The 24,613-nt window shown below is 73.2% G+C and carries 16 protein-coding genes and 4 pseudogenes; 11 read left to right on the top strand and 9 right to left on the bottom strand.

Annotated features, from left to right (window positions below; translation table 11 throughout):
* The first annotated feature begins 62 nt into the window (after window positions 1-62).
* On the top strand, window positions 63-590 hold the full coding sequence (gene rimI, locus UK82_RS04200) for a ribosomal protein S18-alanine N-acetyltransferase (protein WP_052681001.1): 528 nt from the start codon (window positions 63-65) through the stop codon (window positions 588-590).
* 36 nt (window positions 591-626) lie between these two features.
* On the opposite strand, the gene UK82_RS04195 is transcribed toward rimI, so the two are convergent.
* The gene (locus UK82_RS04195) at window positions 627-1,262 is read right to left on the bottom strand and encodes an FMN-dependent NADH-azoreductase (RefSeq protein ID WP_044884226.1); all 636 of its coding nucleotides are present in this window, start codon (window positions 1,260-1,262) and stop codon (window positions 627-629) included.
* Between the two features lie 151 nt (window positions 1,263-1,413).
* Here UK82_RS04195 and UK82_RS04190 point away from each other — a divergent pair, with 151 nt between their 5' ends.
* Window positions 1,414-2,043, top strand: a complete 630-nt coding sequence (locus UK82_RS04190) for a MarR family winged helix-turn-helix transcriptional regulator (RefSeq protein ID WP_044884227.1) — start codon at window positions 1,414-1,416, stop codon at window positions 2,041-2,043.
* A 150-nt stretch (window positions 2,044-2,193) separates the two neighbouring features.
* Here the strand turns inward: UK82_RS04190 and UK82_RS04185 are convergent, their stop codons facing one another.
* A complete protein-coding gene (locus tag UK82_RS04185) occupies window positions 2,194-2,568 on the bottom strand; it encodes a hypothetical protein (protein ID WP_236705494.1) in 375 nt (124 codons plus the stop codon).
* Window positions 2,569-2,848: 280 nt separating this feature from the next.
* Here UK82_RS04185 and groES point away from each other — a divergent pair, with 280 nt between their 5' ends.
* Complete coding sequence (gene groES / locus UK82_RS04180) at window positions 2,849-3,157, top strand: co-chaperone GroES (RefSeq protein ID WP_035921112.1); 309 nt, start codon at window positions 2,849-2,851, stop codon at window positions 3,155-3,157.
* A 127-nt stretch (window positions 3,158-3,284) separates the two neighbouring features.
* Window positions 3,285-4,931 (top strand): chaperonin GroEL, encoded by a 1,647-nt coding sequence (gene groL / locus UK82_RS04175; protein WP_044884228.1) that lies wholly within the window; start codon window positions 3,285-3,287, stop codon window positions 4,929-4,931.
* 279 nt (window positions 4,932-5,210) lie between these two features.
* On the opposite strand, the pseudogene UK82_RS35570 reads toward groL, so the two are convergent.
* The 3 genes and pseudogenes from UK82_RS35570 to UK82_RS04165 all read right to left on the bottom strand — a co-directional run.
* Window positions 5,211-5,375, bottom strand: a pseudogene (locus tag UK82_RS35570) (WhiB family transcriptional regulator); the annotation flags it as partial.
* A 1-nt stretch (window position 5,376) separates the two neighbouring features.
* Window positions 5,377-5,543 (bottom strand): WhiB family transcriptional regulator (locus UK82_RS35565; RefSeq protein ID WP_236705534.1); only part of this gene is annotated, 167 nt, incomplete at its 3' end.
* A gap of 924 nt (window positions 5,544-6,467) precedes the next feature.
* Window positions 6,468-6,884, bottom strand: coding sequence for a DUF5319 domain-containing protein (locus tag UK82_RS04165; RefSeq protein ID WP_009740476.1), 417 nt, complete (start codon window positions 6,882-6,884; stop codon window positions 6,468-6,470).
* A 506-nt stretch (window positions 6,885-7,390) separates the two neighbouring features.
* On the opposite strand from UK82_RS04165, the gene guaB reads away from it, so the two are divergent.
* From guaB to UK82_RS35555, 6 genes and pseudogenes are all read left to right on the top strand, one after another.
* Window positions 7,391-8,878, top strand: a complete 1,488-nt coding sequence (guaB, locus tag UK82_RS04160; protein ID WP_199865345.1) for an IMP dehydrogenase — start codon at window positions 7,391-7,393, stop codon at window positions 8,876-8,878.
* A gap of 173 nt (window positions 8,879-9,051) precedes the next feature.
* Window positions 9,052-10,182 (top strand): GuaB3 family IMP dehydrogenase-related protein, encoded by a 1,131-nt coding sequence (locus UK82_RS04155; RefSeq protein ID WP_044884229.1) that lies wholly within the window; start codon window positions 9,052-9,054, stop codon window positions 10,180-10,182.
* Window positions 10,183-11,278: 1,096 nt separating this feature from the next.
* Window positions 11,279-11,806, top strand: a pseudogene (locus UK82_RS35560) (hypothetical protein); the annotation flags it as partial.
* Window positions 11,807-12,194: 388 nt separating this feature from the next.
* A complete protein-coding gene (locus tag UK82_RS04145) occupies window positions 12,195-15,242 on the top strand; it encodes a hypothetical protein (protein ID WP_152989801.1) in 3,048 nt (1,015 codons plus the stop codon).
* 135 nt (window positions 15,243-15,377) lie between these two features.
* Window positions 15,378-16,571: pseudogene (locus UK82_RS04140) on the top strand (ABC transporter substrate-binding protein); the annotation flags it as partial.
* Window position 16,572: 1 nt separating this feature from the next.
* Window positions 16,573-16,787: pseudogene (locus tag UK82_RS35555) on the top strand (twin-arginine translocation pathway signal protein); the annotation flags it as partial.
* An 89-nt stretch (window positions 16,788-16,876) separates the two neighbouring features.
* Here the strand turns inward: UK82_RS35555 and UK82_RS04135 are convergent.
* The 4 genes from UK82_RS04135 to UK82_RS04120 form a co-directional block, all read right to left on the bottom strand.
* Window positions 16,877-17,473 (bottom strand): ATP/GTP-binding protein, encoded by a 597-nt coding sequence (locus UK82_RS04135; RefSeq protein WP_044884233.1) that lies wholly within the window; start codon window positions 17,471-17,473, stop codon window positions 16,877-16,879.
* Entirely contained in the window at window positions 17,454-17,813 is a 360-nt protein-coding gene (locus tag UK82_RS04130) for a DUF742 domain-containing protein (protein ID WP_011602350.1), read from the bottom strand. The genes UK82_RS04135 and UK82_RS04130 overlap by 20 nt, the downstream gene beginning before the upstream one ends.
* 25 nt (window positions 17,814-17,838) lie before the next feature.
* Complete coding sequence (locus UK82_RS04125) at window positions 17,839-18,261, bottom strand: roadblock/LC7 domain-containing protein (RefSeq protein ID WP_009740465.1); 423 nt, start codon at window positions 18,259-18,261, stop codon at window positions 17,839-17,841.
* Between the two features lie 11 nt (window positions 18,262-18,272).
* On the bottom strand, window positions 18,273-22,256 hold a 3,984-nt coding region (locus UK82_RS04120), incomplete at its 3' end, for a sensor histidine kinase (protein WP_236705493.1).
* Window positions 22,257-22,773: 517 nt separating this feature from the next.
* Here UK82_RS04120 and guaA point away from each other — a divergent pair.
* Window positions 22,774-24,378: a glutamine-hydrolyzing GMP synthase gene (gene guaA / locus UK82_RS04115; protein ID WP_396230453.1), complete on the top strand. Its 1,605-nt coding sequence runs from the start codon at window positions 22,774-22,776 to the stop codon at window positions 24,376-24,378.
* The last annotated feature ends 235 nt before the right edge of the window (window positions 24,379-24,613 follow it).

Below are 24,613 nucleotides of genomic sequence, written 5' to 3'. Positions count from 1 at the left end.
TGGGGCAGGATCTGGGGCAGGACCGGGATCTGGGGCAGGACTGGGACCTGGTGCTCATCCCGATGCGCTGGTGGCACGTCGCCACCGTCGCCGAGCTGGAACCGACCGTCTTCGCCACCGACCCCTGGACCGCGGAGCTGTTCTGGTCCGAACTGGCCCAGGGCGACCAGCGGCGCTACCTGACCGCGCTGTGGCAGCCCCGAGGGGTGGCCGCCCACGACCTGGCGGCGATCATCGGTTACGCGGGGCTGGCGCTCGCCGACGACGGCGCCTACATCCAGACCGTCGGCGTCGTGCCCCGGGTCCGGGGCCGCGGCGTCGGCGCCCGGCTGATGATCGCCCTGCTGCGCCACGCGCGTCGGGCCGGGGCCCGTTCCTGCGGGCTGGAGGTCCGCACCGACAACCATGCCGCGCGGGCGCTGTACAGCCGGCTTGGTTTCGTCGACATCGGCGTGCGCCGCGGCTATTACCAGCCCTCCGGCGGCGACGCCTACGTCATGCGGGCCCGGCCGATCGACACGGTCGGGTACGCCGCGCTGCTCGACGAGGTCGAACGCGCGCTGCCCGGCCGGGTGCGCCTGGAGCCGTGACCGGCTCGCCGGGGCGCCCCGGCCGGTCGCGCTGACTCAGGCCGCCGCCCGCGCCCGCAGGGCACTCTCGCCCGCGGCCCGGCTGCGCTCGTACACGTCGGTGAAGTCGGCCAGCGCCGGGTTGACCGGGGCGAGCGTCATCTCCACCCGGACCAGCTCGACGTCGGTCGCCCCGAGCGACTCGAGAACGTGGGCGATGAAGGGGAGCTGGTGGTCCCAGCCCTCCTTGGGCGTGCCCACCCCGTACGAACCGCCCTGGGTGGCGATGACCGTGACGCGCTTCCCGGTGAGCGCCGACTCCTCCGGCGGCTGCCGCAAGGTGCGTCCGACCAGGATCACCTGGTCCACCCACGCCTTGAACGTGGACGGCACCGAGTAGTTGTACATCGGCAGCGACAGCAGGAGCTCGTCCGCCGCCTCGAGCTCGCCGATCAGCTCCTCGCGCAGCTTGACGCCCTCGGTCTGCTCCGGGGTGTGCTGCTCGGGCGGGGTGAAGCCGGCCGACAGGGTGGCCCAGTCGAGGTGCGGCGGGGGCGTGAGGGCGAGATCGCGGTAGGTGACGGCGCCCTCGGGATGGGCGGCGCGCCAGGCGTCGATGTAGGTGGCGGCCAGCGATCGGGAGGTCGAGCCCTCCTGAGCCAGGCTCGCGTCCACGTGCAGCAGGTTGGGCATTGCGGCGCCTCCGTTTGTTCCACAGGTCGTCGGGAATCGAGATCTTCTGCTGTCGCGAAGATCTGCAGAGAGACTATCTGATGGATAAATCGTCTCTGCAAGCACTCATCTGGGGGGAGATTACTCTGACCGGGACGGGTACCCTGAGGCGGTGAGCGACGCCGCAGCGGCCGCGGAGCCCGAGTTCGGGCCCGACGGCCTGCCCGAGGACCTCGGGCAGGATCTGGGCTGGCTGCTGGGCCAGGTGCAGTACGGCTACCTCGCGGCCTCGGCCGCCGCGGTCGGCGAGCTGCCGGGCGGCCTGCGCGCGCTGCACGTCCTCGGAGCCGCCGTCGGCGGCGAGGCGCGAAACCAGATCGAGGTGGCCCGCCGGTTCGGCATCGACCGGACGGTGATGGTGCGCCTCGTCGACGAGCTCGAACGGGCGGGCCTGGTCGAGCGCCACCCCGACCCGGCCGACCGGCGGGCCCGCATCATCACCGCGACCGACCAGGGGGCACGGCTCTACGCGTCGACCCAGGAGGACCGCCGCCTCGTCGACCAGCATGTGCTCGCCGGGCTGGAGCCGGAGGAGCGGGAGCGGTTCGTCGCGCTGCTGCGCCGGATCGCCGCGCGGCTGCTGGCCGTCGATCCCACGCACGGCGCGGCCGCCTGCGACGCGGCTCGGCGGGAGATCGAGGCCCACGAGGCCGCCGGGTGCCCGCCGCAGGACGACTGCCCCACGGGCGGCGAACCCGCGCCGGGCGGCGACCGCGGGCAACGGGCGGCTGCTGCCGGCTGACCGCGGACCAGGCGGCGGCCGCCGAGGCAGACACCTGGACGGTCGGAAGTGGGACCCGGGCGGGCCCGGCTCACCGGGGCGCGCTGGGCTCGGTGAGCCGGGCCGGGTTGGGCTCGCCGGCCGGGTTGGGCCTAGCCGGCGGGGTTGGGCTCAGCCGGGCGTGACGGACTGGGCCGGGCGTGACGGACTGGGCCGGGCGGGTGGACTCGGCGGGGCGGGGTGGACCTGGCGGAAGGGCCAGGCGTGGGGGGCGCCGGCGACCAGTCCCTCGGGTGGCGCGGGCAGCGGGGCCGTGGCGGGCCCCTTGGTGGTGCTGTCCGGGTCGGCGGGAGCGGCGGTCGCCGCGTCGGCGTCCACGTCGGTCGGCGGCGGGTCGGGCAGCCGGAGGATCACCACGACGAGGTCACCCCCCGGCTGGTGACTGAGATATACCTCACCTTCGCGGCCGTCGAGCGCGTCGATCGCCCAGTCCCGTAGGTCCGCCAGGCGGCCGGGGGTCGCCCTGGCCTCCCACATCCAGATCATGTCCGGGTCCCATCCTGCGTGGCCGAAGGCGGTCGGGGTCGGTTGCGCGGCCGCCCGCCGGGAAGGGGCCGGGGCGAGTCGGCGCGGCCGGCGCGGTCGGGCGGGCGGTGCCCGAATCCCGGCCGTCTTGACAGATCCGACCTTGTTGGTTGACGTGTGTGGTGCGGGTGCTAGGTTGGCACTCGGCACGTGAGAGTGCCAGCGACAACAGGCGCCTGTTCACCCGCGACGGCAGGCCGCCAGGGTCGCTCTCTCATCCAGCGCAGGAAGGGGGAGGTCGATCGTGACGACCGCCACCAAGGTTGCTATCAAGCCTCTCGAGGACCGCATCGTTGTGCAGCCCTCCGACGCCGAGCAGACCACCGCATCCGGCATCGTGATCCCGGACACGGCGAAGGAGAAGCCCCAGGAGGGCACCGTCCTCGCGGTCGGCCCGGGTCGGTTCGAGGACGGCAAGCGCGTCCCGCTCGACGTCAAGGTCGGCGACGTGGTGCTCTACAGCAAGTACGGCGGCACCGAGGTCAAGTACTCGGGCGAGGAGTACCTCGTGCTCTCCGCTCGCGACGTCCTCGCGATCATCGAGAAGTAGACCGCTCGCCGGTTAGCAACGCAAGGGGCGCGCCCCGCTGGCGGCCGTCCGGTTTGCGCCGGGCCCGCCAGCGGGGCGCGCTCTTGCGGTTTCCCACCGGTCATCGGTGTCGGGAGGACAAGCAGGTATGCCGAAGATTCTCACGTTCAACGAGGACGCCCGCCACGCGCTCGAGCGCGGCGTGAACGCGCTGGCCGACGCGGTCAAGGTGACGATCGGCCCGCGCGGGCGCAACGTCGTCATCGACAAGTCCTACGGCGCGGCGACGATCACCAACGACGGGGTGACGATCGCCCGGGAGATCGAGCTGGAGGACCCGTACCAGAACCTGGGCGCCCAGCTCGCCAAGGAAGTCGCCACCAAGACCAACGACGTCGCCGGCGACGGCACCACCACGGCGACGGTGCTCGCCCAGGCAATGGTCCGCTTCGGTCTGAAGCAGGTCACCGCCGGGGCGGCGCCGCTGTCGCTGAAGCTGGGCATCGAGGCCGCCGTCGAGGCCGTCTCCGCCGCCCTGCTGGAGCAGGCCCTCGAGGTCAGCTCCAAGCAGACGATCGCCCAGGTCGCCGCCATCTCCGCCCAGGACACCCGGGTCGGGGAGCTGATCGCCGAGGCGATCGACAAGATCGGCAAGGACGGCGTCATCACGGTCGAGGAGAGCCAGACCATCGGTCTGGACCTCGAGCTGACCGAGGGTCTGCAGTTCGACAAGGGCTACATCTCGCCGTACTTCGTCACGGACGCCGACTCGCAGGAGGCAGTCCTCGAGGACGCGTACGTTCTGCTCTACCCGGGCAAGATCGCGGCGCTGAACGAGATCCTGCCCATCCTCGAGCAGGTCGTGCAGGAGCGTAAGCCGCTGCTGATCATCGCCGAGGATGTCGAGGGCGAGGCGCTGTCCACCCTGGTCGTGAACTCGATCCGCAAGACCTTCCAGGTCGTCGCGGTGAAGGCGCCCGGCTTCGGGGACCGCCGCAAGGCGCAGCTGCAGGACATCGCCGTGCTCACCGGCGGCCAGGTGGTGGCCGGCGAGGTCGGGCTCTCGCTCGACGCGGTGACCCTGGCGGACCTCGGCCGGGCCCGGCGCATCGTGGTGGACAAGGACAACACCACCATCATCGACGGCGGCGGCGAGGCCGGCGCGGTCGCCGACCGGGTGCGCCAGATCAAGGCGGAGATCGAGGGCAGCGACTCGGACTGGGACCGCGAGAAGCTCCAGGAGCGGCTTGCCAAGCTCGCCGGCGGGGTCGCGGTCATCCGGGTGGGTGCCCACACCGAGGTGGAGCTCAAGGAGAAGAAGCACCGCCTCGAGGACGCCGTCTCGGCGACCCGTGCGGCGATCGAGGAGGGCATCGTCGCCGGCGGCGGCGCCGCCCTGGCGCACGTTGCCTCCGTCCTCGACGACGGCCTCGGGCGCACCGGGGACGAGCTCGCCGGTGTCCGGATCGTGCGTACCGCCCTCGACGCCCCGCTGAACTGGATCGCGCGCAACGCGGGCCTGGAGGGCGCGGTCATCGTCGCCAGGGTCAAGGACCTCGAGCCGGGTCACGGCTACAACGCCGCGACCGGCGAGTACACCGACCTGATCGCGGCCGGAGTCGTCGACCCGGTCAAGGTCACCCGTTCGGCGGTGGCGAACGCCGCCTCGATCGCGGCGCTGCTCATCACCACGGAGAGCCTCGTCGTCGAGAAGCCGGCGGATCCGGAGGGCGACCACGGGCACTCCCACGGGCACTCCCACGGGCACAGCCACCCGCAGGGCCCCGGTTTCTGATCGCCGAGCCGTCCCGCGAGGCCCGGCCGGGCGACTCCGGCCGGCGCCCCGCCCGCGGCAGCGAAGCGGCCCGCTCGGTCCCCGGTCAGGGGTTCGAGCGGGCCGCTTTCGTTCCCGGGTGTTCCTCTGACGACCGGCCGTTCGATGGTGGCCGGCCGGCCGGCGGGCGCCACCCGAACGGCTGGGCGAGACCGGCCGGTGGGCCTGCTCACCCGTCGCGGGTGATCGCCGTGGTCGGGATCGGATGTCCGGCCATGTCGCCACCTGCCGCCGGGCCGGTCAGCAGGCCGGCGCGAGCCCCGGCCGGGCGGGGACGCGGCGAGCCGCCCCCCGCCGCGAGCGGCCGGTGAGGATCGCCTCCCGTTCCGATTCGCTGAGCCCTCCCCAGACGCCGTACGGCTCCCGGGCGGTCAGTGCGTACTCCCCGCAGGCGCGGATGACCGGNCATCGGGCGCAGATCGCCTTGGCCGCGGCCTCGCGGGCGGCCCGGGCCGGCCCGCGTTCGCCCTCCGGGTGGAAGAACAGCTCGGTGCTCTCCCCGCGGCACGCGCCATGTAGTTGCCACTCCCACTTCTCCGCGCCGGGGCCGGGAAGTCGTCGGACGTCGGTCATCGGCCTGAGCCCCCCTTTCGACCTGAGCGGCAAGCGCCGCGGGCTCACCGTAGTACCGGTCACCCACCCGGTGATCTTGAAAAATTCACCCGGGCGACCCCGCGTCGCCTGCCGTCAGGTCTGGTGTGCCGCGCCGNCACAGCTCCCGCCCGGACGCGGCGCGGATCCACGGGTTTGTCCGATCGCTCCGTGACCGGGCCGACCCCTCCCGTTCGGTGCCACCGGCTGCCCGGACGGACCCGGGATCGGGAGGGACGTCCAGTCCGCGGGTCCGGCGGACAACTTCGTGGACGGTGATTCGCCTACCCCGGCGATCGCCTGGTCACACGGCCAGGCCGGGAACGTCGCCAGCGAATGCTTCCACTCGGGGCCGCCGGGGCGGCCTTCGCCGCCCGGCGGGTCGCCGACAGGGTCGCCAAAACGGACGAACAGGACGAACAAGACGAACGGGACGATCGATCGGGATGGCCGACAGGCGATGGCCGGGAGCGCCCCGGGTCGGCCCCGGCTGGCAGGGATCTGCCAACGGATGGCGGGCGGCGTCGGTCGGCCGGCTCGGACTGTCCGGGAACGGACTGTTCGGGCTAGCCCGAAAGTCGTATCGGCGGCGGGCCGGCGGAAGACGCGCGGCGGCGCTGGGACGCCGCCCGGGGCCAAACCCGACCGCCGAGGTCGACGAGACCCGGGCTCGGGCGGCCCAAGACGATCGTGCTGGAGGAGGGTCGTGCGGCGCAGGCGCGCCTCAGTGATCGGCCGGGTGGGCGCCGCCGACCTCGCTCGCGACCGCGATGGCCGCTGCGAGTCCGCGGAAGTGATCATGGCGGCACGGGTGTGCCCAGGCGGCCCGAAGGATGCCGTCCAGCCCGCAGGCGCCGTCCACCTCCGCCCGCGGGGCTCCCGCCTAGCCCGGGANGGGCCCGGCGCTCAGCGGGAGTCGGCCTCCGATGCGGCTGACGCCTCGTACACGCCGTCGGCGAAGCCGCGGGCGTACTCCCAGCTCACGTAGCACGACGGGTCGGGAGAGAAGGCCGGCTCATGGACGCGAGTCCGCCCCTCGTTGAGGAGGTTGCGCAGGTTGCCGGCCAACAGCTCCCAGTCGAAGTAATGAGGCTCGGCGCAGCCCTCGCAGTCGACGACGAGGCCGCGGTAGCCGCGCGGCTCGAGCAGCGTGCGGAAGACGTCGAGGTCTCCCAGCTCGGCGAGGACCTCCTCCCGCTCGTGCAAGGACAGCGGTTCGAGCAGGTCGAGGTCGTCGACGGAGTCGAGGCGCGCGAGCTCGGCGGCCGGATCCTCGGGGTCACCCGCGAAGGGGTCGACAGGCTCGTCGCTCACGTCGACCACGCTACGCTTGCCCGGACTGCTAAGTGGTCCCGATCAGGAGTATCGGCACCGTTGTGCGGTGCTTGTGGACAGGTCCGTGTAGGTCCGTCTCCTGTTGCGTAACCCGCGTGGCGCTGGTCGGCCGCCGGAAAGGCCCGCTCCCGTCGGCTGCGGCGCGATCTCCGTCACGCCGCAACCGCCCATAAGCGCCGCCGACCTCTACGATGGGGTACATGCCGCCGCCCGGCGACCGGCTCGCCGGTAACGGGTTGATGCTCCGTTCCGCCTGGTGGGCGGCCGGGCCGGCCGCCCACGGGAACCCGGCGGGGCCGTGGCCGCCGGGCGGGTATCCCCAGCGCCGCGGCACCGGTCATCGCGGAACGGAAGGTGCCATGAACGCTCCCGTCGCCACCGATCACTCCACGTCGGCTCCCCGCACGTCGGCTCGCGCGGCGTCGGCGGGCGGCTCCGCCGACTCCCAGGTGGACCTCCTGGGAGCCGACGCACCGGTGCCGCCGAAGCTGGCGATGCTGGGCCTGACCTTCGACGACGTCCTGCTGCTGCCGGCGGCCTCCGATCTCGTGCCCGCCGAGGCCGACACCACGACCCGGCTGTCGCGGTCCATCTCCCTCGCCGTGCCCCTGGTGTCCTCCGCCATGGACACAGTGACCGAGGCGCGGATGGCGATCGCGATGGCGCGCCAGGGCGGCGTCGGGGTGCTGCATCGCAACCTCTCGATCGAGGACCAGGCGCAGCAGGTCGACATGGTGAAGCGGTCCGAGTCCGGGATGATCACCGCGCCGGTGACCTGCGGGCCCGAGGCCACCCTCGAGGACGCGAACGTGCTCATGGCGCGTTACCGCATCTCGGGTGTTCCGGTGACCGAGCCGGGTGGCCGGCTCGTCGGCATCGTGACCAACCGCGACATCCGCTTCGAGAGGGACTACTCCCGCCGGGTGCAGGACGTCATGACGCCGATGCCGCTGATCACCGCGCCGGTCGGCGTGTCGCCCGAGGACGCACTGGATCTGCTGCGCCGACACAAGATCGAGAAGTTGCCGATCGTCGATGACCAGGGCCGGCTGCGGGGGCTGATCACGGTCAAGGACTTCACCAAGCGTGAGCAGTACCCGCACGCCACCAAGGACGCCGACGGCCGGCTGATGGTCGGTGCCGCGATCGGGGTGGGCGAGGACGCCTACAAGCGGGCGCAGGTCCTCGTCGCGGCGGGCGTCGACTTCCTCATCGTGGACACCGCACACGGTCACCAGCGGGCGGTGCCGGACATGGTGCGCCGGATCAAGACCGACATCCCGACCGGGGCCGACGGTCGGCCGCTGGACGTGATCGGCGGCAACGTCGCGACCGGCGCGGGCGCCGCGGCGCTCATCGCCGCGGGCGCGGACGCGATCAAGGTCGGCGTGGGTCCCGGCTCGATCTGCACCACCCGGGTGGTCTCCGGGGTCGGTGTCCCCCAGGTGACGGCGATCTACGAGGCGTCCCGGGTCGCCCGGGAGCACGGGGTGCCGGTGATCGGGGACGGCGGCCTGCAGTACTCCGGTGACATCGCGAAGGCCATCGCGGTCGGGGCGGACACGGTCATGCTGGGCAGCCTGCTCGCCGGCGTCGACGAGAGCCCGGGCGAGCTGATCTTCATCAACGGCAAGCAGTACAAGGCCTACCGCGGCATGGGGTCGCTCGCCGCGATGCGCAGCCGGGGTGGGGCCCGTTCCTACTCGAAGGACCGCTACTTCCAGGACGACGTGCTCTCCGACGACAAGCTCGTCCCGGAGGGCGTCGAGGGGCAGGTGCCCTACCGCGGCCCGCTCGCGGCCGTGGCGCACCAGCTCGTCGGCGGGCTGCGGGCCGCGATGGGGTACACCGGCTCGCCGACCATCCGGCGGCTGCAGGACGATGCGCAGTTGATCCGGATCACCTCCGCGGGCCTCACCGAGAGCCACCCGCACGACATCCAGATGACCGTCGAGGCGCCGAACTACAACTCCTCGCGCTGAGCTACAACTCCTCGCGCTGAGCCGCCGCCGCGGTTACGTCCGTCGTCACTGCCGGCCGTCCCGACACCGGCGATCAGGTGCCCGGGACGGGTCGGCGCGCGCGGGCGACGTGGAGCAGGTACGTCAGTATCCGGCCGGCGTGAGCCCGCCGGCCCAACCAGGAGGCGCCAGCAGTGGCAGAGGTCGAGATCGGTATCGGCAAGAGCGCGCGGGTCGCGTACGGTCTCGACGCCGTCGGCATCGTCCCGTCGCGTCGGACCCGTGATCCGCAGGACGTCTCGCTGGCCTGGGAGATCGACGCCTACCGCTTCGACCTGCCGCTGGTGGCGGCCGCCGCCGACGCCGTCACCTCGCCGGCCTCGGCGATCGCACTCGGCCGGCTCGGCGGGCTCGGCGTCCTGCACGTCGAGGGGCTGTGGACCCGATACGAGCAGCCCGAGAACCACATCGCCGAACTCAGCGAGATCGGTGACAAGGAGGGCCAGCAGGCGGCGACCGAACGGCTGCGCGCGCTGTACGAGTCGCCGGTGCGCCCGGAGCTCATCGCGCGGCGTCTCGGCGAGCTGCGCGACGCCGGGGTGGTCGTCGCCGCGGCGCTGCGCCCGCAGAAGGTCCGCGCGCTGAGCCAGCACGTGCTGGCGGCCGGCGTCGACCTGTTGGTCATCCACGGCACGGCGGTCTCCGCCGAACACCAGTCCCGGCGCAGTGAGCCCCTCAACCTCAAGCGGTTCATCGGCGAGCTGGACGTCCCGGTGCTGGTCGGCGGGTGCGCGTCGTTCTCGACCGCGCTGCACCTGATGCGGACCGGCGCCGCCGGGGTCATCGTCGGCGTCGGTTCGGGCCTGGGCGACCGGACCCACGACGTGCTCGGCGTGGGAGTCCCGCTCGCCACCGCCATCGCGGACGCCGCCGGAGCCCGCATGCGCTACCTCGACGAGTCGGGCGGCCGCTACGTCCACGTCGTCGCGCACGGCGACCTGCAGACCGGCGGTGACCTGGCGAAGGCGATCGCCTGCGGCGCCGACGCGGTCATGGTGGACGCGGCGCTGGCGGCGGCGCAGGACGCGCCGGGCCAGGGCGGGATGTGGCCGATGGACGTGCTGCACTCCGACCTGCCGCGGGGCAGGTGGGCGCCGGTCACCCCGACGGGCACCCTGGCGCAGATCGTCACAGGGCCCGGCGCGGCCACCGGAACGGGCCTGCTCAACCTCGCCGGCGGTCTGCGGACCGCCATGGCGACGACCGGGTACGCGACCCTCAAGGAGTTCCAGAAGGCCGAGATCATGGTGACCGCCGCCTCCTGACCGGCCCGGGGGCCGTTGCCGCCGGAGCTGGCCGCGGCCGTCCCGGCGGGCGATCGGCCGCGCGGTGGGCCGATACCCGACTCCGGCAGAACAGTCCACGCCCCGACGGTGGCGGCGGTACCCGGCCGATCCGGACCCGTGGTGGACATGGCACCCTGGGAGCGTCCGTCTCCGGCACGAAGGACGACAGATGCGCCTCGACGAGCACGGCCGCTGGGTCAGCGATGACGGCGCCTACCTCTGGGACGAAGCCGCCCAGACCTGGCAGCCGTCTTCCGCCGTGCCCCCGGCCAGCTCCGGCGGCGATCCAGCGCGGGCGCAGACGGCCGGCACCCTCGACGCCGGGCCGCACGACGGCGGCGATGCGCGCACGGGCGGCCTTCCCNACGCCGCCGCGGCGAGTCCCTCGGCTTACCCAAGTTCGGGCTTCGGGTCCGGCCCGGACGGCGCGCCGGACGGTGGGCGGGACGCCGCCGCCCCGGCGCGCGGTGCGGGGCTCGGATCGCCCGCCGTGGTGCGGCACGAGGTCCGTCCCGGGGCGCCGCGTCCCGGCGGCCCGGTCGCGGCCGAACCGCCGGGCGGTGCGACCCCGCCGGGCGGTGCGACCCCGCCGGGTGTCCGTGGCCTGTTCGGTGACTCCGGCCTGACCGGCGGCGTGCGCTCGGCGGGCGGCGCGGGTTCGGCCGGTGGCCTCGGCGAGAGCGGAGCTGGCGGCCCGGCCGCCGGCTCCGGTGCGGCCGCCGGCTCCGGTGCGGCGACGGGGGAACTGGCGTCCTACGGCGGCACGGGGCAGTTTGGGCGATGGGCGTCGCCAGGTGCCGCGCCGGACGGCGACGCAGCCAGGCCGAGCGCCTCGCCGCACATCACCGCACCGACCGCGGCTACCGGGACGACCCTGGCCGGCACCACGGGCGCCGGCCCGGCCGGGCCCGCCGGTACTCCCGGGGGCTGGCACGACGGCGACTCGACCGGCGAGTTCCGGCGCGCCGGCGCACCGGCGGGCACCGGCGCCCCGCCGGCGCGGGCCACCGGCGTGGCGCACTGGGATGATGACCTCGACGACGAGGCCGACTCCGACAACGACCCTTCCCGCGANAGGGAGTCGTTCGGCGACAGGGAGCCTTTCCGCGGCGCGGAGTTCGGTCGCGGCACCGAATTCGACGGCGAGCCCGAGTCCGGCTGGGCACCGTCGGGACCGCGCAGGCCGGCGTCGGCGGTGGGCCGCCCGGTCGCCGCGGGAGGTCTGGCCGGCCGCGTCGGCGGGTTCCTCCGGCAGGCCCGCGAGCGTCCCCCACTGCTGATCGCGGCCATCGTCGTGCTGGTCTGCGTGGGCCTTGGGGTCGCGGGATTCCTCGCCTTCGGGGGCGGCGGCTCGGACGGCGGGTCGGCCGTGGGCGCCGCGGCAGCCGGCAAGGGCCACTACACCAAGGCCGTCCGCGAGGCGTACCTGAGCTCCTGCCTGGATGTCAGCAACGGCAACGAGGGCTACTGCACCTGCACGCTGGACAAACTGGAGGCCACCTACACGGAGGAGGAGTACAAGCGGTTCAACGCGAGCGTCCAGTCGGAGTCATCGCGGCGGATCGTGCGCGAGATGTACGCCGCCTGCCGTGACAAGCGATGACCACAACCCGTGTACAATGGTCAGTCGGAGCTAATACCCCATATTCTTCCGGGCTTGTGGGCGACCCGCCAGAGAGCTATTGCTTTTTTGTCGGCCGTACGGTAGGACGTCCATCACGCATAGCCACACGATCGCGGCGAGGCGGTGCACGGGGCCGCAGGCCGGGATCATACGTCTCCGAGCGGCGCTGCTCCCGACCGACTGATCTGGCTGGGTGCGGGTTGCGACGACACGGTTCAGACAATGCACGTCCACACGATGGCTGCCCACATCGTGCTGATCTGGGGGGCAGGAGATGCCGCCCGATGACCATGCACCGTAGCCCGGGGCTCGAGGGTCCTGCGTCGACCGTCCCGTCCACCCGCGCGCCAAGGCGGGGGGCAGCCCGGTGACGACCCACGATGCCGATGTGAACGGGCCGGCCCGGCCGGCTCCGCCCCGCCGCGACGACGACTTCTTCGCCGTCGAGCGGGTCGGCGAGCCCGAGTCCCGCCCGTCCGCCGCGCCCGCCCAGGTCTCCTTCGCGCCGACCCCCTGGCCACCGCAGTTCGCCGCCCCGCCGAACTCCGCCCCGCCGAACTCCGGGCCGCCGAATTCCGGGCCGCCGAATTCCGGGCCGCAGAACTCCGCCGCGGTGCCGCCCGCCGGGCCGCCGCGCCGCGCCGATCCCTTCGACGTCACCAGCACCTGGGATGGTCCGGCGCCGCGACCCGGGGGCGGGTCCTCGGCGATCTCCGTGGCGCCTCCGGTCGAGGCCGCCTCGCCGGCCGGTTCCCGGCCGATGACCAACCTGCCGTCGATGTCGCCCCCGGCGCCGCCCGCACCCGCCGGCACCACCCCGGCTGGTCCGTCCGCCCGACTGGACCCGGGCAGCGACCGGGTCGGATCGCCGGTGGCCGGTGGTCGGACCGGGCCCGGTGGCCAGCAGGCGTGGGGTGGTCCGTCCGCGGACTCGGTGCGCGTCGGTGACTCACCCCGGCCTGCCGCGCCCGCGGCGGACCGGTCCGCCGGCGGCTACTCCGACCCGTTCACCGGCGGTTTCCCCATCTCCGCCCGTCCGGTCCCCGCCACCGGTCCCCGCACCGGTCCGATCCCGCTGTCGTCCCAGCCCCAGGCGCCCTACCCGGCCGCGGCACCGCGACAGGCCGCGTACCCGCCGCCCGCACCCGCCGGCTCGCCGGCGTCCACGGGCTTTTCCGCGGCCTCCGCCCTGCCCGTGGCTGGAGCCGGGCCTGCAGCCGCAGCCACGCCGCCGGGAACGGCCGGTCGGCCAACCGGCTCGCCGTTCACGCCGGCACGCCAGCCGCAGCCCGGGACGCAGCAGCGAGTGGGGCCGGACGGCTTCGGCGTGACCGGCGCCGGCCCGCAGCCGGCTCGGCCGGCGGCGCCTGGCGGTCGCGGCACGGGTTGGACCGGCCCCGGCGGCTACGGGCCGCCGGGCGGGGCGGACCTGCCCGCCACCGCGGGCAGCGGGCGGGAGGCCCCCCGGCAGACGGACCCGTGGAATGGCCACAGCTCGCCGCGGCTACGGCTGCCGGCGTCACCCGCGGCCGACCCGGCCCAGGCGGGCTGGGAGACGGGCGGGCAGGCCCCCGACTACCCGTCGGTGCCGCCGCGCGGCTTCGGCGGGGTGGGCGCCTACCCGGCTGCGCGGGAGTCCGTCCCCGGAGCCGCGGGCGCCGGCAGACCGGGGGACCCCGGGGGGCGCGGCCAGGCTGCCGGCGAGGCGTTCGCCGCCGGCGCGGCGGCGGCGCCCGTGAGCGGAGGGTTGTACGACCGCGCGGGTTCCGACCCCCTTCTCAGCGCCGGTGCGGAGCCGGCAAGCCTGTCGGGACCCGCCGCCGGGAACGGGCAGAGGCCTGCGGTCGGCCGCGGGCGGTCCGGCGCCGCCGCGGCGCCCACCGCTCGACCGGAACGCCCCCGGGATGCGCCGCAGGGCGCGCCCGGCGCTTCGGGCTGGCGCAACCCGTTGGCCGATACCGGCAGCTTCGTCCGCCCGCTGCCGCCGCCCGGCATCCCCGGGTCGCTCGCCGATCGGGACGATCCCCTGTCCGGGCCGTTGCCGACGGCACGCCGCCGCCGCGGGCCCGGAACCGGGGCGCCTGGAGTTGGGGCGCCTGGAGCTGGGGGAGCCGGCACCGGCTGGCGCGCGCCCGCTGCCTCGCCAGCGGGGGAGCGTCTCGTCCCCCCCGCCCGGGAGGGGGCCTCGACGGGCGCAGACCGGTCCGGTGCCGCCCCGGTTGCGCCGGACGCGGCCCCGGTCGGCCTGCGAGCCGCCGACCCGCCCCCGCGGCGGATCGAGGAGACGATGACGACGGCCCGGCCGCTGTACCGGCCGGATGCGCCGGCTACCGGCGGGCAGCCCGCCGGCAGTCCCGGGCAGCCCGGCAAGGCGGGCGGGCGCGGCGCCGGCACGGCCGGTCCGACCGGGCGGCGACCCGAGACGCCGGCCGAGATGACCTCCCTGGTCACTCGGCGAGCATCGGGCCGGGGGCGGGGCAGCGCGGCGGACCCGGCGGGGGAGGACGACAGCGGTTGGCAGCCGTCCCGGACCGTGCGGAAGCCGAGCGGCCGCAGCGTGCCCGCTGATCGCCGCCGCACGCCGAATCCGGTGACCGACACCGACAGCCTGCAACCGGTCTCCGCCCCGTCTGCGGGACGGTCCACCGCCGACGGCCGCGCGGACGGCCGCTCCGACACCGGCGAGCGGCGGCGGCGCACGGCGGCTGACCGGGCGGCCCGGGGCGGTGCGACCGGGCCGGGGGCCCGCCGCGCCACGGGTCGGCGGGCGGATACCACCGGCGGCCATGCGGGTCCGCAGCGGCGGTCCGCACGCGCGGCGACGTCCTCGGGTCTGCTGGAACCGACCGACCACCGGGACGCGACGCCCGACGACGAGCCGCCGTTCGAGGACCGGCTGGCCTGGCTCCGGCAGGGCTGGATCGGCCCGCTGGCGGTCGCGCTGGTCGTGGCGCTGCTGGCGGTCGGCGGCTATGTCCTGCTGCGCGGTGGCGGCAACGGGGGTGGCGGGACGGCCGCTCCGAGCCCGACGGCCGACACGTCGTCCGGCCCGGCGACGACCAACCCGGACGCCCTCACCGGCAAGGCGATGATCGACGGTAGCTGGCAGTGCCGCCTGGTCACCGTCACCGACCCGATCAGTCTGTCCCACGACGTGGTGGGGGTGCTGGTGGTCGCACGCACGGCCGGTGACTACACCTGGAACGGTACTGCCGGCCAGTACACGATCACTCCCGTGGCCGGCAACGACGGCGGGAATGTGATCGGCGACGTGCGGTTCACCAGCGGTCCGCTGAAGGATCTCTCGGCGATGCACATCGCCAAGCCGGGGGACGGAATCCGCGGCAAGGCGCAGGGCACCCTGGATCTCAAGGCTGGCGGGACTGCACCGCATCGAATCTGCGGAGTGAACTGAGAACATCCGTCCCTATGCTGACTGTAAGCGGGAACGGCGAAATGTCTGTTCTAACCGGGGGGTCGGCGATGCCGGCCGGTCGGCTACCTACCCCGGTTGTCGGGTTTAGACGGCGGTGCGGCAGGATCAGGTGCCATGCTCAGGTCTGACCGTGGTATGGGTGGCTGGCGGCGTTCAGCCGCCGGCAACGAGAAGGATGTGGCTGGCGGGGTGGGCGGCGGCGTCCCGGCGGCTGTCGGGACCGGTCGACCGGCCGTCGACCGGCGCAGTCTGCTCCGCTGGGCCGGAACCGCCGCGGTGGCCGCGCCGGCCGCCGGGCTGCTCGCCGCCTGCGGCGGGTCGTCGTCCTCCGATGGCCCGCGCAAGGTGCGCCTCGGGTACGTGACCTCCCGCACCGGGCCGCTCAGCTCCTACAGCGTGGTCGATTCGTACGTCGTCCAGACGATGCAGTCGCTCCTCGCCGACGGGGTCAAGGTGGGCGGCCGCAGCTACCCGGTGGAGATTTTCGTCCGCGACTCGGAGTCCGACCGGCACCGGGCCGGGATCGCCGCGACCGACCTGATCTTCAAGGACAAGGTCGACATCGTCCTGGTCGGTGGAACCTCGGACACGGCCATTCCGGTCGCCGATCAGTGCGAGATCAACCAGGTTCCCTGTATCTCGACGAACGCCCCCTGGCAGTCCTGGTGGAACGGGCGCGGCGGTAACGTCGACATGCCCTTCCACTGGACCTACCACTTTTACTGGGGGATGGAGGACGTCGTCGCCACCTATGTGGCCATGTGGCGCCAGCTCGGGATCACCAAGGTGGGGCTGATGTATCCCGCGGACGATGACGGTCAGGCATTCGCCAATCCAGACTTCGGAATTCCCACCATCCGCAACTTCGATTTTCAGCTGATCTCGCCGGCGAGCTCGGGCTACCAGCCGGGAGCGGCGTCGTTCGAGTCGTACCTGACCGCGTTCAAGGCCGCCGGCGTCCAGGCCGTCGTCGGGATCGCCCAGGCCGCGGACTTCGCCGCCTTCCGGCGCCAGACCCGGACCGCGGACTTCACCCCGAAGGCGCTGACCGTGTCGAAGGCGCTGATCTTCCAGGAGGACGTCCGGGCGCTCGGGTCCAACGGCAACGGGCTGACCACCGAGGTCGCCTGGTCGCCGTCACATCCCTACCGCAGCTCGCTGACCAACAAGACCTCCCAGGATCTGGCCAGTGACTTCGCCAGCGCCCGCGGTCGTGGCTGGACGCAGGCGCTGGGCTTCACCTATGCGCTGTTCGAGGTGGCGGTGAAGGCACTCGGCGGCGCCGCCTCGCTGGACCGGGAGGCGATCNCCGCGGCCGTCAAGGAGGTCGACGCCCAGACGATCGTCGGCCCGGTGGCGTTCGGATCCCAGTCGAACGTGCCGAAGAACGTGGCCCGTACCGCCCTGGTCGGCGGGCAGTGGGACCAGGTCGACAACGACTTCGCGCTCAAGGTCGTGAACAACAGCGGCAACAGCAAGGTCGGGGTGGACGCGCAGTTGAGCCCGCTCCCGACGCCGGTCTGAGCGGCGGCCCGCCGACGCACAACGCGAGGGGCCCCGGGACGCGCGTCCCGGGGCCCCTCGCGTTGTAGCGGGTCAGGCGTTGTAGCGGGTCAGGCGCGAGCGGCTGCCCGCGACATCGTGTGCTCGACCACGGCGATCAGCGCGCTCTTGGTCGAGTCCCGGTTGCGGGCGTCGCAGGTGATGATCGGCACGGTCGGGCTGATCTGCAACGCCTCGCGGACATCCTCGATGGAGTGCCGAAGGATTCCGTCGAAGCAGTTGACGCCGATGACGAACGGCAGTTGACGCTGCTCGAAGTAGTCGACGGCGGCGAAGCAGTCCGCCAGCCGGCGGGTGTCGGCCAGGACGATCGCGCCGATGGCGCCCCGGACGATGTCGTCCCACATGAACCAGAAGCGGTACTGCCCAGGCGTCCCGAACAGGTACAGGATCAGGTCCTCATCGAGAGAGACGCGGCCGAAGTCCATCGCGACCGTGGTCGTGGTCTTGTCGGACAGGTGGGTGAGGTCGTCGACGTGGGCTCCCGCCTCGGTCATGACGGCCTCGGTACGCAACGGGACAATTTCTGACACCGAGCCCACAAAGGTGGTCTTCCCGGCGCCGAATCCTCCCGCCACCACGATCTTCACCGAGGTCGTGGCGACGGAGGAGTTGACCCGTCTGTTGTCAGAGCTTTCGAAGGCCACTGAGAACCCTTTCGAGCAACGCGAGATCCGGTGCCTCGTCGCGGTCAGGCTGCTGGTGGACGCGGACGAAGCCTTCGTCCGCCATGTCGCCGACCAGCACACGGGCGACGCCCAGAGGCACCCGGAGCCCGGCGGCGATCTCCGCGATGGATCGCACCTGCCGGCACATGGCGGCGATGGTCTGTTGCTCGAGGTTGAGGCCGATGGCCCGTTCCTCGCCGAGCGGCGTCGTGAAGACGAGCGCCTCGATGGCGAGCTCGTAGCGTGACCGAGTACGCCCGCCGGTCATCGCGTAGGGACGGACGACCGGACCGGGCGCGTTCTCGGGATCGATACTCACCCTGACTCCCTGTGCTGCCGCTCGTTCACCGCGGAAGCGTTCCCTGCAGCTCGGCGCGCAGCGCCGGGGTGAGGACATCCTTCGCCCGGCTGACCAGCAGGGCCATCTCGTAGCCGACCAGGCCGATGTCGCACGACGGCGCTGCCAGCACGGCCATGCTCGCCCCGTCGCTGATCGACATGATGAACAGGAAGCCGTGTTCCATCTCGACGACGCTCTGCGTCACGGCGCCCGCCTCGAACACGCGCGCCGCCCCCTGGGTCAGGCTCACCAGCCCGGAGGCCACCGCGGCGAGCTGGTCGGCCCGGTCGCGGGGGAAGCCGTCGGAGACGGCCAACAGCAGCCCGTCCGCGGACACCACCACGGTGTGGGCGACACCCGGGACGCGATCGACAAAATTGTTGATCAACCAGTTGAGGTTCTGAGCCTCAGAACTCACGGGTGTCACCGTTCCTCCTNCGGGTCACGTCGAGGATTCCTCGTGGTGTCGACTCCGACATCACGTCCCTGCCGCACGCCCTGGTAGAAGCTGGCAAGCCGGCCACCGACGGCCTCGGGAGACCTGGTCGAGGTTTCGGCGGGACCCCGGCTTGGCGCGGGTTCGGCGCTGCCGGGCACGAGATGGGTCATGGGAACTCGCACCGGCAGGCCCGATCGCGTCACGCCACCGGTGCTGGGCTGGCGCAACGACTCGGCTGCCTGCCAGCCGGCGTCCCCGGGAGAGCTCCAGCCTCCCCGGTCCGGCGGCTGTGCCGACTGGTGCTGTGGCACCGACTGGTGCTGTGCCGGCGGCTGGTGGGACTGGGCCGCCGCGGGCTGGGGCTGCGGGCCGGACCCCGGCCGCAGCGGGCCGCCGGGAGGCGGGGACTGGTGCGGCGCCGCGAACGCGGGTACCGGCGCCGGGGCGGCCGGCTCGGCCGCCGGCGCCGGGCGGGCACCCGTGCCAGGCTCGGCGGCCGGACGGGCCGGACCACGCTGCCCGAAGGCCCCGCCGATGCCGGGACGCCCGACCGGCCGGGCCGGGACCGCAGCCGGCGGCTCACCGGCCGCACGCGCGGCGGCCGCGGCGGCCGCGGGGGCCTTGCGCTGGGCCGATGCCGCGTCAGCCGGCGTCCGGCGCTGGAACCACGCGGATACGGAGTCGAAGATCGGCGAGGTTTCGACGTCGTCGGTCTCCGACTCGGCCGTGGCCTGCTCGCCGGTGATCTCGGCAGGCGCCGGCTCCGCGACGCGGCCGGGCGCGGTCGGCGTCTGCGGTCCTGCCTGTGGCTGGGGGCCGGTCCGTGGCTGGGGACCGGCCGGCGTCTGCGGGCGGATCGGCGGCCGCAGGCCGGTCGGTGCCTGCGATCCGGTGGCGGGCTCGGGGCGCGGCCGTGCCTGTGGTTCGGGCCGGTCCTCAGCCCGGGCGAACACGTCGCCCGGGCGTGTGATGACCGGCTCGACCGGCTGCCGGGGTGCGTCGTGATCGGCGCGGTCCCGGAGGTTCGGGCGCTCCCGGACGGGGAGCTTCGGCGCCGCCTCGGGCTGCTCGCCCGTGGCGGGCTCGGTGTCCGCCGGCCGGGGGCGGGTCGGCCAGCGGTTGTCCCCGAACGACACGGGGCTCGTGACGTCCGGTGCGGGCTGGTCGCGCCGGGCCGCCGGCCCGCGCCGGTCGATGGCCTCGGTGTCGGGGGTGACCCCACCGGGTGACGCACCGCGGGGAGCCGCGCCGCCGGTGGCGGCACCGCCGGGCGGTGTCGCCGCGCGGCCGCGTGGCCCGGTGTCGTGGCCGGGCCGGACGCCGAGGTCGATCTCCTGGCTGTCGAAGTCCCGCGGGTCGCGGTCGTCGTCGGGGCCGTCTGGCGCCCGGTCCTGCGGCGCAGTACCCGGGAACTGGGCAGCCCGGCGTGGGGTGCCGCCGTCGACCTCGCGTGGCGCGGTCGACGGGGTCGGCGCCGTGCCGCCGGTCTCGTCGTTGCGGTCGTTGCGGTCGTCCAGGCCGGGGGAGAACTCCTCCAGACCGAAGTTGCGCCGGTCCGTGGTGGGCATCGGGCCGGTTCGGTCGGAGCCGAGCTGCGCGGCCAGCGGGCCGGTCAGCGGAAACGGGCCGGTGTTGGGGAAGCGCCGCGGACCGCTGGAGTCGTCGAAGACGTTCTCCCGCGTCGCGGGTTCCGACTCGGGCCGGTGCCCGTTGCTCATCCCGTTGCTCGCGCCGGTACCCGCCGGGGTCGCCGCCCCGTTCGCGCGGTCGGGCGCCACGCCGTTACTCGGTCGCTCGGCACTCGGTCGCTCGGCGCGTTCCGCGGGCCGTCCGCCGGGGCCGGGGCCGCCGATCGCCGGGGCGGTCGAGGGCCGGTTCAGGGCCGGGGGACGGCCGGGCGCGGTGCCGGCGGCACTGTCGCCGGTGACCAGCTTCGCGGGCAGCCGGACGACGGCGGTGATGCCGCCCGACGCCGACTCGCGCAACTGGACGCGAATACCGTGCCGGCCGGCCAGCCGGCCGACGGCGAACAGGCCCATCGTCCGCGACACCGACACGTCGACGACCGGGGGATTGGCCAGCCGCTCGTTGACCCGCTCGAGCTCCTTGGCCGGCATGCCGATGCCCTGGTCCTCGATCTCGATCATCGCGCCGGCGCCGGGGCCGAGTGAATGGCTGGTCACGAGCACCTCGGTGACCGGCGGCGAGTACGAGGTGGCGTTCTCCAGCAGCTCGGCGACGAGGTGGACGACGTCGCTGACACCGTTGCCGGCGATGGACACCGGCGCGGCCGAGGTCTGCTTCACCCGGGTGTACTGCTCCACCTCGGAGATGGCGGCCAGGACCACCTCGTTGAGGGGCACGGGGTGCGTCCAGCGGCGGGCGGTGTCCGTGCCGGCGAGGACCAGCAGGCTCTCGTTGTTCCGCCGCATTCGAGTGGCGAGGTGGTCCAGCTTGAACAGGTTGGAGAGCTGGTCGGGGTCCTGCTCGCGGTTCTCCAGGTCGTCGATCAGGCGGAGCTGGCGTTCGACCAGCCCCTGGCTGCGCCGGGAGAGGTTCACGAACATCGCGTTGACGTTGTTTCGCAGCGACGCCTGCTCGGAGGCCAGCCGGATCGCCTCACGGTGGACCTCGTCGAAGGCCCGGGCGACTTCACCGACCTCCTCGTCGGTGTTGATACCGACCGGTTCGATCGAGTCGTCGATGTCCTGGTCGGTGGAGTCACGCAGGCGGCGGACGGCCTCCGGCAGCCGGCGGTCGGCGATGTCGAGCGCCGCGGTCCGTAGCGCCAGCAGCGGTCGGACCAGCGACCGCGCCACGACGAGCGCGGACAGCAGGGCGGCGGCGAGGATGAGCACGATGAGCAGACCGGACAGCAGCGCCCGGTGCTGGATGTTGCCGCGCAGGGTGTCGACCCGGTCGTCGACGAGCGCCAGGAGCTTGTCCGTGGCGGCGGTGCTGGTGTCGATGGTCTCCTGGGTCGCCCGGTTCCACTTCTCCGACTCGATGACGGTCAGCGGCTGGCCGATGGGCGCGTCCAGGACCTCCTCGACGTAAATCTGGGTGTTGCGGATGTCGCCATTGTTTTCGGTGTCGATTGTCGGGTTGTAGATGGCGTGCTGGGCTGGTCCGGCGACGTTTTCGAGGTCGTCCCGCTCCCGTGCTCGCTGCGTCTCGGCCGAGAGGAACTCGCGATAGTCACCTTCAGTGAAGAGCTGGTTGCTGCCGCGCGGAAGCAGGCTGTAGACGAGGGCCTGCTGCTGCGCGAGGAGTTCCGTCCCCGACATGAGGAAGTAGGCCGTATTGACACCGTCGTCGAGCTGCTGGTCGTCATTTCCCTGTGGGATGAGCTGGACCAGGTTGACCAGGGAGTCGATGATCGGCTGAAAGGTCGTCTGGACGGCTTTCGGGTCGACAACTCTTTGGATCGTCTGCCGCTTCGCGGGCAGCGAGTCCATCCGGGTCTGGACGTCGTCGAGGGCTCGCCGAACCTCGCTGCCGAAGGAACCACGCCGTCCGTTGGCCACCGCCTTGTAGGCCTGGTAGGCATCGTTCACCGCCGCCTGGCTGGGCGGGACGGCGGCGGCGTCGCGAGAACCGACCGGGCCGCTCGCCACGAAGCCGGTGCTGTACGTCCGTTCCGTCTGCAGGGCATGGGCGAGCGTCGACGCGGACCGGCTGATCTCGGTGAGATCCGAGATTCGGTTCACGTCACGGGTGCTGGTCAGCACCGCGCTGGCCTCGATGGAGGAGTAGACCAGGATCGCGACGACCGGCACGGCCAGAATCGCGATCAGCTTGGTGCGGACCCGCCAGTTGGTGGGGTTGGTGGCGGCGCGACGAAGGCGCGCCAGACCGGACCCCGCGGGGTCCGGTGGCGCCGTGGGGCGATCGTCGCGGTGCCCGCCGTCTTCGGTGTCCACGGGCAAACCCGGCGCCGAGGTCGGCTCCGGATCTGCGGCGATGCCCGTGCTGCTGGCCATCGGTTGTCTGCGCACGTACCTTCGCAACCTCTCCGCCAGCCTCCCGGAACACGTCGTACCAGGATGGCTCGGTATCGGGCCCTGATGTCCCTTGCCAGGCACCATAGCGGTACGAAGTCGGCATCCGAAAGGCGCCTACCGTAAGCGCGTTGGTGGCTGCACGCCAGTTGTGGTCACGGCGCACGGAGTCACCGTCTGCGTAACCCTCGCGAAGCCCGACAACGTACGCCCATCGTGACGTAGCGGTTGTCCCAGTGAGTGGCACTGAAGGCGCAAAGCAGGCATCTGCGACATCCGTCCTTACGGGTCTTCGGGGGGTGCCCGCGATGCGCCGCCCGCTCGCGTGAACGACGCCCACGGGCGGCGGCCGGGCCCGGAAGGCCGCCCGAGCAGGCCTGGCCCACAGGTGCCGCGGGGTCCGTAGGCTTGCGGGGTGAGCGAGTTGCAGCGCAGCGATGCTGGTCACGATGCGAGACCGGGGGCCGTGGGCCCGGCGGGGGGCGCCCCGACGGCGCCGGTGGCCAGGCCCGGCACGCCCGTGGGCGCCGGTGCGCCGGGGCATCCCGGATACGACACGGTGTTGGTGATCGATTTTGGCGCGCAGTACGCCCAACTGATCGCTCGGCGGGTTCGTGAATGCCATGTGTACTCGGAGATCGTGCCGTGGGACATGCCCGTGGACGAGATCCTCGCCCGCAGACCGTCCGCACTGATCCTTTCCGGTGGGCCGAAGTCGGTGTACTCGCCGGGAGCGCCTCGGGTCGACCCCGCGTTGTTCGACACCGGGCTGCCCATTCTCGGCATCTGCTACGGCCACCAGGTGATGGCCCAGGCGCTGGCCGGCTCGGTCGCCCGCACCGGAACAGCGGAGTACGGAGCGACTCGCCTGTCGGTGACCGAGCCAGGCGTCCTGTTCGACGGCCTTCCGGTCGCCCAGCAGGTGTGGATGTCGCACGGTGATTCCGTGACCGCGGCGCCGCCCGGCTTCCGGGTGACGGCGTCCACCCCGTCGACCCCCGTCGCCGCCTTCGAGGATCCGGCCCGCCGCCTCTACGGCGTCCAGTTCCATCCGGAGGTGGTGCACAGCGAGCGCGGACTCGACGTGCTGCGGCACTTCCTGCTGGTGGGCGCGGGCTGCCGGCCGACCTGGACCATGGTGAACATCGTCGACGAGGCGGTGGCGGCGGTGCGCGCCCAGGTCGGCTCGGGCCGGCTGATCTGCGGGCTGTCCGGCGGGGTGGACTCCGCGGTCGCCGCGGCGCTCGTGCACCGCGCCGTCGGTGACGCCCTGACCTGCGTTTTCGTGGACCACGGCCTGCTGCGGGCGGGCGAGGCCGAGCAGGTCGAGCGGGACTTCGTCGCGTCCACCGGCGTCGATCTCGTGCACGTGAAGGCGGCCGACCGGTTCGCCGCGGCGCTGGCCGGTGTGACCGACCCGGAGCGCAAGCGGAAAATCATCGGTCGGGAGTTCATCCGGGTCTTCGAGGAGTCGGCCCGCGAGCTGGAGGCCCGCGCCGAGGCCGAGGGTGCGACGATCGAGCACCTCGTGCAGGGGACGCTGTACCCCGACGTGATCGAGTCCGGTTCCCCGACCGCCGCGAAGATCAAGTCGCACCACAACGTCGGTGGCCTGCCGGAGGATCTGCGGTTCGGGCTGGTCGAGCCGTTGCGCACCCTGTTCAAGGACGAGGTCCGCCGCCTCGGCGAGGAGCTCGGCCTGCCCGAGGAGATCGTCTGGCGCCAGCCGTTCCCCGGCCCGGGACTCGCCGTTCGCATCATCGGTGAGGTCACCCCCGAGCGGCTCGACGTGGTCCGGGCTGCCGACGAGGTGGTCCGCGACGAGATCCGCCGGGCCGGGCTGGACCGGGAGATCTGGCAGGTCTTCGCGGTGCTGCTCGCGGATGTGCGGTCGGTCGGCGTGCAGGGCGACGAGCGCACCTACGGGCACCCGGTGGTTCTGCGCGCGGTCACCAGCGAGGACGCGATGACCGCCGACTGGGCGCGACTGCCCTACGGGCTGCTCGAACGCATCTCCAACCGGATCGTCAACGAGGTGGGGCAGGTCAACCGGGTCGTCTACGACATCACCTCGAAGCCCCCGGGCACCATCGAGTGGGAGTAGGCCCGACCGCTCGCCGGCAGGGGGCCGGCCCGGCGGCCTGACCGCCGCCGGGCGCCCCCGGTTTGACGTCCCGGCAAGTCCGGAGCACGCTGGGAATCGTGACCGTGCACAAGATGGCCATTACTTAGGCGCGCACCCGAGCTCCGGGTCCGCGCGCCATGCCTTCCGCCTGCTCGGCGGGGGGCTTTTTTGTTGCCGCGGTCACGGCGAGGTGGCCGCACAGCCGCCGGGAGAG

The organism is Frankia sp. ACN1ag, assembly GCF_001414035.1.
Taxonomy (GTDB): Bacteria; Actinomycetota; Actinomycetes; order Frankiales; family Frankiaceae; genus Frankia; species Frankia torreyi.
This window is presented reverse-complemented; position numbering and strand designations above follow the sequence as displayed.